Genomic DNA, 12,333 nt, shown 5'->3' with positions numbered 1-12,333 from the left:
CCGCGCGGGAGTGCCAAGGACGTGTGGCCGGCCTTGACCGGGAGGGGGGCCAGGCTTACTTTCCGCGGATGCCCGACTGCGTCACGTTCGACCTGTTCTCCGACCAGCCGCGGGCGGCGCTGTGGCCGCTGATCGGCTCGCCGGAACTGTACCCCCGCTTCTTCCGGGGCGTCGGGTCGGTCGAGCGGACGGGCACCACCGGACGCCACCCGCGCTACCGGATCCGGCTGACGCTGAGCGGACGGCCGGTCGAGCACGACATGCGGGTGCTGCTGAGCCGCCGCGAGGAACAGCTGGTGCTGGAAACGGTGCCGGACACGGGCGGCTGCCTGTCGGTGCGCCTGTTCGAGGATCCCCGGGGCACCCGGCTCAAGGTCATCTACTTCCGCCCGGGCGTGCCCAGCCCAGGCCGCGCGCCCGCGCCGGCCGACGTGCGGTCCTGGGCGCAGGACGGTCTCGAACGGATCGACCGCCACCTCCGGGGAACCGCGGACCCGTGGCCGCCGGACCGCGCCCCGTCGACCCGGCAGGTCGCCAACACGCTGATCGCGGCGGGAATCCTGGCGCCGGCCCGGCCGGACCGCCTGATCCGGCAGCTGCGTGCGCTGGTCCAGTGGGGCGCCACCCTTGCCGGCGGCTACACCGCGGCCGCCGCCCGCTCGCCCCGCGGTGTCGCGGTGATCGACGAGGACGGCGCCCGCACCACGTTCGCCGCGCTCAGCGCCGAAGCGAACCGGCTCGCCGCCGCGCTGCAAGCGGTCGGCGTCGGCCCGCACGGCACCGTGGCGATCATGGCGCGCAACCACAGCGCGATGGTGAAGACGTTGCTGGCGTGCGGACGGCTCGGCGCGAGCACCGTGCTGCTCAACACCGGCCTCGCCCGGCCGCAGGTCGCCCACGCGGTGGACCGGCACGACGTGCGCGTGCTGGTGGCCGACGGCGAGTTCGCGCCGCTGGTCGCCGGGCTGCCGCTCACCGCGGTCCTGCTCACCGGAGCCGACGACGGCCCGCCGGGGCAGCCGACGCTGACCGAGGTCATCGCCGACACCCCGGACGCCGAGTTCGCCCCGCCGGAGCGGCCGGCGCCGATCGTCGTCCTCACCTCGGGCACCACCGGCACGCCGAAGGGCGCGCGGCGCCCCACGCCGAAGGGCCTCGGCGCCGCGGTGGCGCTGCTGTCGCGGATCCCGTTGCGGGCGGGGGAGCGGATCCTGATGGCCGCGCCGCTGTTCCACAGCTGGGGCCTGTCCGCGCTGCAGGTCGGCATGCCGCTGCGCGCGACGCTGGTGATGCAGCGCCGGTTCGACCCGGAGGCGTGCCTGCGGGCGATCCAGGAGCAGCGGTGCACCGCGATGTTCGCCGTTCCGGTGATGCTGCAGCGCATCATGGCGCTGCCCGAGGAGGTGCGAGCGCGGTACGACACCAGCAGCCTGCGGATCGTGGCCAGCAGCGGGTCGGCACTGCCCGCCTCGCTCGTCACCGCGTTCCAGGACGCCTTCGGCGACGTGCTCTACAACTTCTACGGCTCGACCGAGGTGTCCGCGGCCTCCGTCGCCACCCCGGCCGACCTGCGTGCCGCCCCCGCAACCGCGGGGTACCCGCCGCTCGGCACGCGACTGGCGGTGCTCGGCCCGGCGGGCGAACCGGTGCCGCCCGGCACGGTCGGCGCCATCTTCGTGGGCAACGACCTGCTCTTCGACGGCTACACCGACGGCACCAGCCGGACCACCCGCCGCGAGCTGATGGACACCGGCGACCGCGGCTACCTCGACGCCGACGGCCGGTTGTTCGTCGCGGGCCGGGACGACGACATGATCGTCTCCGGCGGGGAGAACGTGTTCCCGCGCCCGGTGGAGGAGGCGCTCACCGAGCTGCCCGGCGTCGCCGACGCGGCCGTGGTCGGCGTGCCCGACGACGAGTTCGGGCAGCGGCTGGTGGCGTTCGTGACCGTGCGGCCGGGCGCCCGGCTCGACGAGGACATCGTGCGCGCGTACCTGCGCCGCCGGGTGGCGCGGTTCGCGATCCCGCGGGAGGTCGTGTTCGTCGACGAGCTGCCGCGCACCCCGACCGGCAAGGTGCTCAAACGGCTGCTGCTGGAGGAGGAGTGGGCGCCGGCCGCCGGGAACACCCACTTCCGGTAGGCCCACCAGCGGAACACCGCGCCCAGCAAGGTGCCGACGACCATGCCGCTGACGAAGTCGGCGGCCTCCTGGGTCACGAGCGGCACCTCCGGCACCCGCAGGTCCAGCGCGTACCGGGAAACCAGCGGTGGCACCAGGTTCAGCCCGACCGCGAGCGCGTTCACGAGGAAGAACAACGCGGCCTCGGCGGATTTGTTGCGGCCGCCGCGCGTGTCGAACGACCATTCCCGGGACAGGACATAGGAAACGGCGGTGGTCACGACCGTCGCGATCGCGAGCGCGGTCACCGGTTTGCCCGTCAGCACGGTCAGTTTCAGCGCGTAGTTGAGCGCGGCGGTCAGGACGAAGGCGGCGGCGCCGACGGTGGCGAACCGGAACAGCTGCCGCCGTCGCATCGCCACCTCCTCGTCGCGGGATGGCGAAACGCTAGTCCACCAACCGGTTTCCGCCCACCCCGAACCGGTTCTGTCGCCGGGGGGTGACAGGCGGCGGAGCGGTATTTCGTAGCCCGGTGACAAGAAAAGCGGCCGGCGCGGAAGATCGAACGGGAAGCGTTGTGGCGCTGGTTGACCCGCCGGTAACGTCCTCGCGGTCCGCTACCGGAGGGTTCGATGACGCAAACCCGGTCACGTCGCGCCGCTGTCGCCGCGCTGGGACTGGCTCTCGTGGCCGCCGCGCTGGCGCCCGCCACGACGGCCGTCGCCACCGCGGCGACCCGCGGCGGCACGAGCACGTGCCAGGCCGGCGGGCCGGTCGAAGTGCCGGTGTCCTTCAGCGCCACGTTCGCCGAAACCGTTGCGCAGGGCGCGAACGTGCCGGTGTCCGACGCCGCCGTGACGCTCGTCGTGCCCGCGGCGGCCGTTGACGCGCTGCGCGACTCGGGCGGCACCTCGGTGGACGCGTCCGCCGCGGTGGAGCTGAGCGTCGCCCAGCAGGCGGGCACCCAGGAACTGACCGTCACCGGACTGTCCACATCGGAGATCCCGCTCCCTGCCGACGGCGAGCTGCGGATCACGCTGCCGGGCCGGGTTCCGCCGATCGCGGCCGGCGCCGGTCCGGTGACGGTCTCCCTCACCTCGCTGGCTCCTCGGCTGGTCGTGCACGGCGAGACGTTGAACGCCGACCTGGCTTGCACCGCTGATCCGGCGGCCAATGGGGAGTTGGCGCGGGTGGCGGTGACGGCCGCGGAGGTGCCGGTGGTGCCCGAGGTCGCGGCGGCGGTGGCGGAGGCGCCGTTGCTGACGGCGAAGTTCCTCGTCGACGGCACCTCGCACATCGCGAAGATGGGCTCGGACCTGGTGCTGGAGCAGGGCACGTTCGACGCGGGCCTGTTCACCGGCGACATGCCGAACACGATTCGCATCGAGGGCGACCTGAACCTGCCGAAGTCGAGCAGCTACTTCGTGGCGTTCCGGTTCATGCCGGTGACCAGCGACGTCGAGCTGCCGCAGGACGGCAAGGCGACGGGCACCGCGGACATCAGCGGCGGCCTGTTCACGCCGACGATCGACATGACGATCCGCGTGAACCTGGTGGTGAGCAACGTGAAGCAGGACGGCGTGCCGATCGCGGTGGGGCCGGGCTGCCGCACGGTGTCGCCGCTGGTGATCCCGATGAAGGGGCAGACGTCGCTGCTGCCCGGCAGCAAGTCGACGATGGAGTCCACTTTCGACATCCCGGCGTTCTCGGGCTGCGGCGTGAGCGAGGACCTGGACCCGCTCCTGACGGGCCTGATCTCCGGCCCGGGCAACAAGATGACCACGACGCTGACCGCGCAGGGGGTGGGCTGAGATGACCGCCCGCCCGAGCCTGGCCCCTGTGGGAGCGTCGGCCCCGGCGACTCCTGGCCCCCGCCGCGCGGTGGCTAGCGCAGGGCCGGGTGGCGCGGATACGGGGCGCGCGTTGCGCAAGTGGTGGTCTCTCGCGACCGCCCGCCCGAGCCCGGCCCCTGTGGGAGCGTCCGCCCCGGCGACTCCCGGCGCGGCCCGCAGCGGCCGGCGCACCGCCGACTGGCGCGAACACCGGGCTGCCCGCGCGCACTGGGCGCGTGTCGGGCAGGGGTGGTCTCCCACGGCCACCGGCACGAGCCTGGCCGCGCCGGCGCCAGCGGCCGCCCCGGTAAGGGTGACTGCTGGCCGCCGGCCCGCAACTGCCGGCGCGCCGCCGCGTGGTGTGAACATCGGGCGCGCATGTCGCGCAGGGGGTGGCCTCTCGTGACTGCCCGCATGTGTCTGGCCCCGCCCGTGCGGGCCGCCGCCCGGCGACTCCCCGGCTCGCGCCGCGCGGCGGCCAGCGCACCTCACGCAGGGGGTGGCCTGACATGACCGCCCCCGTCACCGCCGCCCGCAATGCCGTCGGCGAGTTCGGCAAGCTCTTCGGCCTCGCGCTGGACATCGTCGTCGCGATGTTCAAGCGGCCCTTCCAGGTCCGCGAGTTCGTGCAGCAGTTCTGGTTCGTCGCCAGCGTGTCGATCCTGCCCGCCGCCCTGGTCAGCATTCCGTTCGGCGCGGTCATCACGCTCCAGCTCGGCGGCCTCACCAGCCAGCTCGGCGCCGAGTCGTTCAACGGCGCCGCCAGCGTCCTCGCCGTCATCCAGCAGGCCAGCCCGATCGTCACCACCCTCGTCGTCGCCGGGGCCGGCGGCTCCGCCATCTGCGCGGAGCTCGGCTCCCGCACCATCCGCGAGGAGATCGACGCCATGGAGGTCCTCGGCGTCTCCCCGATCCAGCGGCTCGTCGTCCCCCGGGTGCTCGCCGCGATGGCCGTCGCCGTCCTGTTGAACGGCATGGTCAGCTTCGTCGGCGTCACCGGCGGCTACGTGTTCAACGTGCTGCTGCAGGGCGGCACCCCGGGCGCGTTCCTCGCCAGCTTCTCCGCGCTGGCGCAACTGCCCGACCTGTGGGTGGGCGAAGTGAAGGCGGTGATCTTCGGGTTCCTCGCCGGGCTCGTCGCCTCATACCGCGGCCTCAACCCGAAGGGCGGCGCCAAGGGCGTCGGCGACGTCGTCAACCAGTCCGTCGTCATCACGTTCCTGCTGCTGTTCTTCGTGAACTTCGTGATCAGCGTGATCTACCTGCGCGTCGTGCCCGCGAAGGGAGCCTGAGCCAGTGACCCACCGGTTGCTGAACCCCGAGCGCCCGATGAACGGCCTGGTGCGCCTCGGCGACCAGCTCGCGTTCTACCTGCGCGCACTCGCCTGGACGCCGCGCACCCTCACCCGCTACGGCCGCGAGGTGGTCCGCCTGCTCGCCGAGGTCGCGTTCGGCAGCGGCGCGCTCGCCGTCATCGGCGGCACCATCGGCGTGATGGTCGGCATGTGCGTGTTCACCGGCACCGTCGTCGGCCTGCAGGGTTTCTCCGCGCTCGACCAGCTGGGCACGTCGGCGTTCGCCGGGTTCCTCTCGGCCTACTTCAACACCCGCGAGATCGCCCCGCTGGTCGCCGCGCTCGCGTTGTCCTCCACCGTCGGCTCCGGGTTCACCGCCCAGCTCGGCGCGATGCGCATCTCCGAGGAGATCGACGCGCTCGAGGTGATGGCCGTGCGCAGCATGCCCTACCTGGTGACGACCCGGATCATCGCCGGGTTCATCGCGATCATCCCGCTGTACGTGATCGGTCTGCTGACCTCCTACCTGGCGGCCCGCACGATCACCGTCACCGTCTACGGCCAGTCGGGTGGCACCTACGACCACTACTTCAGCCTGTTCCTGCCGCCCGAGGACGTGCTCTGGTCGTTCGCGAAGGTGATGGTGTTCAGCGTCGCGATCATCCTCACCCACTGCTTCTACGGCTACCGCGCCGGCGGCGGCCCGGCCGGGGTCGGCGTCGCGGTGGGACGGTCGGTGCGCACCTCGATCGTCGTGGTCAGCGTGCTCGACTTCTTCCTCAGCCTGGCGATCTGGGGCGCCACCACGACCGTGCGGGTGGCGGGATGAGCGAGCAGCGCAGGCGCCTGGTGTTCGGCGCGCTCGGCCTGGTGTTCATCGCGCTGCTCGGCGCCATGGGCTGGTTCGCGGTCGCCGTCTACGGCAAGGCGTTCAGCTCCGCGGTCCCGGTGGTGTTGCGCGCCGAGCGGGCGGGCACCCAGCTGAAGGAGAACGCCGACGTCAAGGTCCGCGGGGTGCTCGTCGGGTCGGTGCGCTCGATCGACGTCAAACCCGGCTGGGTCGACGTGGAGCTGGCGATGGACCCGGACCGGATCGGGGACATCCCGGCGAACGTGTCCGCCCGGTTGCTGCCGAAGACGTTGTTCGGCCAGCGGTACGTCAGCCTGGTGATCCCGCCCGCGCCCGCGCCGCGCGCCTTGTCGGCCGGTGCGGTGATCCAGGAGGACCGCAGCAGCCAGGCGGTCGAGGTCGAGCAGGCGCTGCGCGACCTGCTGCCGGTGCTGCAGGCCGTGCAGCCGCAGAAGCTCGCGAGCACCCTCGGCGCGGTGTCGCAGGCGTTGGAGGGCCGCGGCCCCGAGCTGGGCACGACCCTGGTGTCGCTCGGCGACTACCTGGGCCGGCTCAACCCGGAGGTGCCGGAGCTGCGCACCGCGATCACCAAGCTCGCCGACACGGTGAACACCTACTCCACCGCCGCGCCGGACCTGGTGGACGCGATGGCCGACCTGCGCACCACCGCGACCACCCTGACCCGGCAGCAGCAGGACCTCGCCGCGTTGTTCACCACCGTGACCGCGGCCGGCGACGACGCGCACGGCTTCCTCGACGCCAACGACGACACACTGGTCGACCTGTCCGCGGACAGCAGGCCGGTGCTCGACCTGCTCGCCGAATACAGCCCGGAGATCCCGTGCGTGGCCGACGCGGCCGCCCGGTTGAAACCGGTCGTCGAGCGGGCCCTGGGGGTGGGCACGGCCGAACCCGGCCTGCACGTGGACCTCACGGTGCGGCCGCCGAAACCGGGCGGCGCCCCGCCGCCCGCGGCGGGCGGACCGCGGTGTCCCACGGCCGGGTCGGCCGCGCCGGGGGCGGACACCCCGGCGGCGCAGCGGTTCCTGGCCGAACTGCTCGCCCCCGTGCTGGGGGAGCGGCCGTCCGAGATCCCCGGCTGGAGCGGACTGCTGGTGAACCCGCTGCTGCGTGGCGCGGAGGTGACGCTGAAATGATCCGACCGCTGATCAAGGGCCTGGTCTTCGCGGTCGTCACGGTGCTCGCGACCGGGCTGCTGGCCGTCACGATCGCCAACCGCGGCGACGGCGACACCGTCACTTATCGCGCCTGGTTCAGCGACGTCACCTCGCTCAACTCCGGCGACGACGTCCGGATGTCCGGCGTGCGCATCGGGCAGGTCACCGGTATCGAGATCGTCGACCGCCGCATCGCCGAGGTGTCCTTCGAGGTCGACAAGGACCGCGCGCTCAGCTCGACGGTCACCGCGGCCGTGAAGTACCGCAATCTCATCGGCCAGCGCTACATCACGCTCGACCAGGGCGCGGGCACCGGACGGCTGGACCCGGGCGGGTTGATCCCGCTCGAACGCACCCGGCCCGCGCTGGACCTGACCGCGGTGTTCAACGGGTTCAAGCCGTTGTTCCAGGCGTTGTCCCCGCAGGACGTCAACCAGCTCGCCGGCGAGATCGTGCAGGTGCTGCAGGGCGAGGGCGGCACGGTCGCGGACCTCTTGCGGCACACCGCATCGCTGACGTCCTCGCTCGCCGACCAGGACCAGGTGATCGGCCAGGTGATCACGAACCTCAACGAGGTCCTCGACCGCGTCAACGCCCGCGACGGCCAGCTCGCGCAGCTGCTCGACGCCACCCAGCAGCTGGTGTCCGGGCTCGCCGCGAACTCCGGGCCGATCGGCGAGGCGATCGACGGCATCGGCGACCTCACCACCGCCACCGCCGGGCTCGTGCGGGACGCGCGGGACCCGCTGCGGGGCGACATCGACGCGCTGGAGGAGCTGGCGAGGACCTTGGGCGACAACACACCGGAGTTCGAGAGGTTCCTGAACAACCTGCCCGTCAAGTACGAGTCGATCGGCCGCATCGCCTCCTACGGCTCGTGGCTGAACTTCTACCTGTGCTCGGTGCACTCCGACGCCGCCCCGGCGCCCGGCGGCGGCCCGGTCGGGGTGCCCGTGACCGAGGCGAGGTGCCGCCGGTGAAGTCGTTCCGGTCACGCAACTCCTTCCGCCTCGGCATCGCCGGGCTGGCCCTGATGCTCGTGCTGGGCGGGCTCACCCTGTTCTGGGACCGGCTGCCCGCGCTGGGCGGCACCACCTACACCGCGGAGTTCACCGAGGCCGCCGGCCTCAAGAGCGGGGACGAGGTGCGCGTCGCGGGCGCGAAGGTCGGCGAGGTCACCGGCGTCGCGCTGGACGGCGACCACGTCAAGGTCACCTTCCGGGTCACCGACACGTGGGTCGGCGACGAGAGCACCGTGTCGGTGCGGATCAAAACCTTGCTGGGGGCCAAGAACCTCGCGCTCGACCCGCGCGGCGAGCGCGAACAGGACCCGGACCAGCCGATCCCGCGCAACCGCGCGGTCACGCCGTACGACGTCAACGACGCCTTCGCCGACCTCGCCCGCACCACCGGCGAACTGGACACCGACCAGCTGGCGGCGAGCTTCCGCACCCTCGCGCAGACCTTCGACGCCGCCACCCCGCAGGACGTCCGGTCCGCTTTGGACGGTCTGGCCGCGTTGTCGCAGACGATTTCCTCGCGCGACACCCAGCTGAAGCAGTTGCTCAGCGGCACCGCGGAGCTGAGCGGCACGGTCGCCGAGCGCACCGACCAGCTCGCCCGCCTGATCACCGACGGGAACGTGCTGCTGACCGAGTTCGACCAGCGCCGGTCCGCGCTCGACCAGCTGCTGCACGGCACCCGCGACCTCTCGCAGCAGGTGCGCGGGCTGATCGACGAGAACAACGCGCAGCTGCAACCCGCGCTGGAACAGCTCGACCGCGTGACGGACGTGCTGCAGCGCAACCAGAACACGCTCGACCGCAGCCTGAGCCTGTCCGGCCCGTTCTACCGGCTGCTCGGCGACGCGATCGGCAACGGCAACTGGATCGACACCTACCTCTGCGGGCTGATCCTCCCCGCGGACGGCGGTCCGTGCATGCCACCGAAACCGGGAGGAGGCGGCTGATGGCGGTGTCCCGCCTGGGCAGGTGGCTGCGCTGGGGCGCGCTCGTCGTGATCATCGCGACGCTGGCCACCGCGATCGTGATCGTCGTGCGCGACAGCGGGCGCGGCAAGCACCTCACCGCGTACTTCACCGCGGCCGTCGGCATCTACCCCGGCTCGGAGGTGCGGATCCTCGGCGTGCCGGTCGGCACGGTCGACACCGTCGAGCCGCAGGGGCAGCAGGTGAAGGTCGGGTTCACGGTGGACCGCGGCATCCGGGTGCCCGCCGACGCGGCCGCCCTGGTCGTGACGCCGAGCCTGGTCAGCGACCGGTACGTGCAGCTCGCGCCGGTCTACCGCGGCGGCCCGGAGATCGCCGACGGCACGGTGATCCCGGTGGCACGCACCGCCGTGCCGGTCGAGCTGGACCAGCTGTTCGCGAGCCTGGACCGCCTGACCACCGCGCTCGGCCCGCAGGGCGCCAACGGCGACGGCGCGCTGTCGGCCCTGCTCAGCAGCGCGGCGGAGGACCTCACCGGCAACGGCGCGCAGCTCGGCGAGATGATCCGGCAGCTCGGCCAGGCCGCCACCACCCTGAGCGGTTCGCGGGACGACCTGTTCGCCACCGTCGACAACCTGCAGCGGTTCACCACGATGCTCGCCGACAACGACGACCAGGTGGGCAGGCTGGCCGACCTGCTCGCGCGGGTGTCGGCGTTCCTCGCCTCGGAACGCGACGTCTTCGGCGCGTCGCTGGACGAGCTGGCCGGCGCGCTCGGGCAGATCCTGCAGTTCGTGCGGGACAACCGCGGCCGGATCAAGTCCAACGTGGACAAGCTGATGGGCACGGCCCAGGTGCTGGCGAACCAGCGTGCGTCGCTGTCCGAAGCGCTGACCACGGCGCCGGACGCGTTGAACCGGCTGCTCGCCGCCTACGACCCGGCGAACTCGACGATCTACAGCCGGGCCGACCTCAACGAGTTCAGCATGGGCCCGGTCCTGCCGCTCGGAGGCGGCCGATGAAGCGCACCCCACTGGCCGCGGCCCTGCTGGCCGCGCTGGCGCTGCTGACCGGCTGCTCGTTCGGCGGCCTCTACGACACGCCGCTGCCCGGCGGAGCGGACCTCGGTGATCACCCGTACCGGGTCGTCGTCGGCTTCCGGGACGTGCTCGACCTGGTGCCCCAGTCCGCGGTCCAGGTCGACGACGTGCCGGTCGGCCGGGTCGAGCGGATCGACCTGTCCGCCGACGGCCGCACCGCGCAGGTCACGCTCGTGGTGAACGGCTCGGTGCGGCTGCCGGCGAACGCGGAGGCGTGGCTGCGGCAGAGCAGCCTGCTCGGCGAGAAGTTCGTCGAGCTGGGGCCGCCCGCGGCCGGCGAACCGCAGGGCGCCCTCGCCGATGGCGCCCGCATCCCGGTCGAGCGCACCAACCGCAACCCGCAGGTCGAGGAGGTGCTCGGCGCACTGTCGATGCTGCTCAACGGCGGCGGCGTCGGCCAGGTGCAGCAGATCAGCCGCGAGCTGAACGCCGCGCTGGGCGGCAACGAGGCGGAGATCCGCGACCTGCTGACCGAGGTGAACACCTTCGTCGCCGGGCTGGACCAGCACCGCGGCGAGATCACCAGGGCGCTGAACGGGATCGAGCGGCTGTCCGCGTCGCTGTCCGCCCGCAAGGACCAGATCACCGGGGTGCTGGACGACCTCACGCCCGGCATCGACGTGCTGGCCCGGCAGCGCGAGCAGCTGGTCACCATGCTCACCTCGCTGGACCACCTGTCCGGCGTCGCGGTCGACACCGTGAACCGCAGCAAGGACGACCTGATCGCGGACCTGCGGGCGCTGGAGCCGACGCTGCGGCAGCTGACCGTGGCAGGGCAGCAGCTGCCGGAGGCGATGGAGATGCTGCTGACGTTCCCGTTCCCGGACGCCGCGCTCGACGCGATCAAGGGCGACTACCTCAACCTGTTCCTGGACTTCGACGCCCAAACCTCAGGCAACCAGACTTCGGGCACGAGCCCGCAGTCCGCGCCGCTCCCGCTGGGTGGTGGTTCCTAGATGCTGACCCGCAAGGTGCGTGTGCAGGTCATCGTGTTCGCGTTGATCGCGCTGGCCGGGATCACCTACGTCGGCGCCCGCTACGCCGGGCTGGACCGGCTCTTCGGCGGCGGCGGGTACGTGGTGCGCGTCGAGCTGGCCGACTCCGGCGGCATCTTCACCAACGCCGAGGTCACCTACAACGGCGTGCCGATCGGCCGCGTCGGCGAGCTGCGGCTCACCGACTCCGGGCTGGAGGCCGACCTGCGGATCGACGACGGCGCCCCGCCGGTGCCCGCGGACGTCGAGGCGGTGGTGACGAACCGGTCGGCGGTGGGGGAGCAGTACGTCGACCTGCGGCCACGCAGCTCCGGCGGCCCGGTGCTGGCCGAGGGCTCGGTGATCGCGTTGTCCCGCACGCGGTTGCCCTTGCCGAACGAGCAGCTGGTGCTGAACCTGGACCGGCTGGTCGCGTCGGTGCCGCGGGACGCGCTGCGGTCGGTGGTGGACGAGCTGTACGACGCGACGCTGGACACCGGCCCGAGCCTGCAGGCGCTGCTCGACGCGACGTCCGCGTTCACGCAGTCCGCCGCGGAGCACCTGCCGCAGACGATCCAGCTCATCACCGACGCCGACACCGTGCTGACCACGCAGATCGAGAACTCCGGCGCGATCACCGCGTTCGGCGCGGACGCCAAGCGCATCGCCGCGATGCTGCGCGACTCCGACGCGGACCTGTCGACGATCCTGTCCACCGCGCCGCCCGCCGCCGGGCAGATCAGCGGGTTGCTGCGGGAGACCGGCCCGAACCTGACCACCCTGTTGACGAACCTGCTCACGACCTCCCAGGTGCTGCTCGCCCACCGCGACGGGGTCGAGCAGCTGCTGGTGGCCGCGCCGACGGCGATCGAGGCGGGCAGCACGGTCATCGCGGGCGACTCCGCGGGCTTCGGCCTGGCCACGACGTTCTTCGATCCGCTGCCGTGCACCGCCGGGTACGAAGGCACCCGGTACCGCAACGGCCTCGACACCACACCCGCGCCGCTGAACACGGCGGCCGGGTGCCGACGCTGAG

At 72.5% G+C, this 12,333-nt stretch carries 10 protein-coding genes and 1 pseudogene; 10 read left to right on the top strand and 1 reads right to left on the bottom strand.

Annotated elements, in window-relative coordinates:
• Positions 1–68 precede the first annotated feature (68 nt).
• A complete protein-coding gene (locus AMY39116_RS0336705) occupies positions 69–2,141 on the top strand; it encodes an AMP-binding protein (RefSeq protein ID WP_020422577.1) in 2,073 nt (690 codons plus the stop codon).
• Between the two features lie 41 nt (positions 2,142–2,182).
• Here AMY39116_RS0336705 and AMY39116_RS45805 read toward each other — a convergent pair.
• Positions 2,183–2,536: pseudogene (locus tag AMY39116_RS45805) on the bottom strand (GtrA family protein); the annotation flags it as partial.
• Positions 2,537–2,752: 216 nt separating this feature from the next.
• Here AMY39116_RS45805 and AMY39116_RS44915 point away from each other — a divergent pair.
• From AMY39116_RS44915 to AMY39116_RS44185, 9 genes are all read left to right on the top strand, one after another.
• On the top strand, positions 2,753–3,931 hold the full coding sequence (locus AMY39116_RS44915) for a DUF6801 domain-containing protein (RefSeq protein WP_157358814.1): 1,179 nt from the start codon (positions 2,753–2,755) through the stop codon (positions 3,929–3,931).
• 530 nt (positions 3,932–4,461) lie between these two features.
• Entirely contained in the window at positions 4,462–5,244 is a 783-nt protein-coding gene (locus tag AMY39116_RS0336690) for an ABC transporter permease (RefSeq protein ID WP_020422574.1), read from the top strand.
• A 37-nt stretch (positions 5,245–5,281) separates the two neighbouring features.
• A complete protein-coding gene (locus AMY39116_RS0336685) occupies positions 5,282–6,076 on the top strand; it encodes an ABC transporter permease (RefSeq protein WP_051123663.1) in 795 nt (264 codons plus the stop codon).
• A complete protein-coding gene (locus AMY39116_RS0336680) occupies positions 6,073–7,254 on the top strand; it encodes an MCE family protein (protein ID WP_020422572.1) in 1,182 nt (393 codons plus the stop codon). Before AMY39116_RS0336685 ends, AMY39116_RS0336680 begins: the two co-directional genes overlap by 4 nt.
• Positions 7,251–8,255, top strand: a complete 1,005-nt coding sequence (locus AMY39116_RS0336675; protein WP_020422571.1) for an MCE family protein — start codon at positions 7,251–7,253, stop codon at positions 8,253–8,255. The genes AMY39116_RS0336680 and AMY39116_RS0336675 overlap by 4 nt, the downstream gene beginning before the upstream one ends.
• Positions 8,243–9,244, top strand: a complete 1,002-nt coding sequence (locus AMY39116_RS0336670) for an MCE family protein (protein ID WP_020422570.1) — start codon at positions 8,243–8,245, stop codon at positions 9,242–9,244. Before AMY39116_RS0336675 ends, AMY39116_RS0336670 begins: the two co-directional genes overlap by 13 nt.
• Complete coding sequence (locus AMY39116_RS0336665; protein WP_020422569.1) at positions 9,244–10,245, top strand: MCE family protein; 1,002 nt, start codon at positions 9,244–9,246, stop codon at positions 10,243–10,245. Before AMY39116_RS0336670 ends, AMY39116_RS0336665 begins: the two co-directional genes overlap by 1 nt.
• Positions 10,242–11,279 carry an MCE family protein gene (locus AMY39116_RS0336660; protein ID WP_020422568.1) on the top strand — a complete coding sequence of 346 codons (1,038 nt, stop codon included), beginning with the start codon at positions 10,242–10,244 and terminating at the stop codon, positions 11,277–11,279. The genes AMY39116_RS0336665 and AMY39116_RS0336660 overlap by 4 nt, the downstream gene beginning before the upstream one ends.
• On the top strand, positions 11,280–12,332 hold the full coding sequence (locus AMY39116_RS44185) for an MCE family protein (protein ID WP_020422567.1): 1,053 nt from the start codon (positions 11,280–11,282) through the stop codon (positions 12,330–12,332).
• Position 12,333 lies beyond the last annotated feature (1 nt).

Origin of the sequence: Amycolatopsis sp. ATCC 39116 (assembly GCF_000231075.2) — a bacterium.
Taxonomy (GTDB): Bacteria; Actinomycetota; Actinomycetes; order Mycobacteriales; family Pseudonocardiaceae; genus Amycolatopsis_E; species Amycolatopsis_E tucumanensis.
The sequence above is the reverse complement of the archived record's forward strand: the minus strand, read 5'-3'. Positions and strand labels throughout refer to the sequence as shown.

Bases quoted from the DNA above. Each gene is read 5' to 3' on its own strand.
- AMY39116_RS0336705 (WP_020422577.1), top strand. From the start codon at position 69: ATGCCCGACTGCGTCACGTTCGACCTGTTCTCCGACCAGCCGCGGGCG.
- AMY39116_RS44915 (WP_157358814.1), top strand. From the start codon at position 2,753: ATGACGCAAACCCGGTCACGTCGCGCCGCTGTCGCCGCGCTGGGACTG.
- AMY39116_RS0336690 (WP_020422574.1), top strand. From the start codon at position 4,462: ATGACCGCCCCCGTCACCGCCGCCCGCAATGCCGTCGGCGAGTTCGGC.
- AMY39116_RS0336685 (WP_051123663.1), top strand. From the start codon at position 5,282: ATGAACGGCCTGGTGCGCCTCGGCGACCAGCTCGCGTTCTACCTGCGC.
- AMY39116_RS0336680 (WP_020422572.1), top strand. From the start codon at position 6,073: ATGAGCGAGCAGCGCAGGCGCCTGGTGTTCGGCGCGCTCGGCCTGGTG.
- AMY39116_RS0336675 (WP_020422571.1), top strand. From the start codon at position 7,251: ATGATCCGACCGCTGATCAAGGGCCTGGTCTTCGCGGTCGTCACGGTG.
- AMY39116_RS0336665 (WP_020422569.1), top strand. From the start codon at position 9,244: ATGGCGGTGTCCCGCCTGGGCAGGTGGCTGCGCTGGGGCGCGCTCGTC.
- AMY39116_RS0336660 (WP_020422568.1), top strand. From the start codon at position 10,242: ATGAAGCGCACCCCACTGGCCGCGGCCCTGCTGGCCGCGCTGGCGCTG.
- AMY39116_RS44185 (WP_020422567.1), top strand. From the start codon at position 11,280: ATGCTGACCCGCAAGGTGCGTGTGCAGGTCATCGTGTTCGCGTTGATC.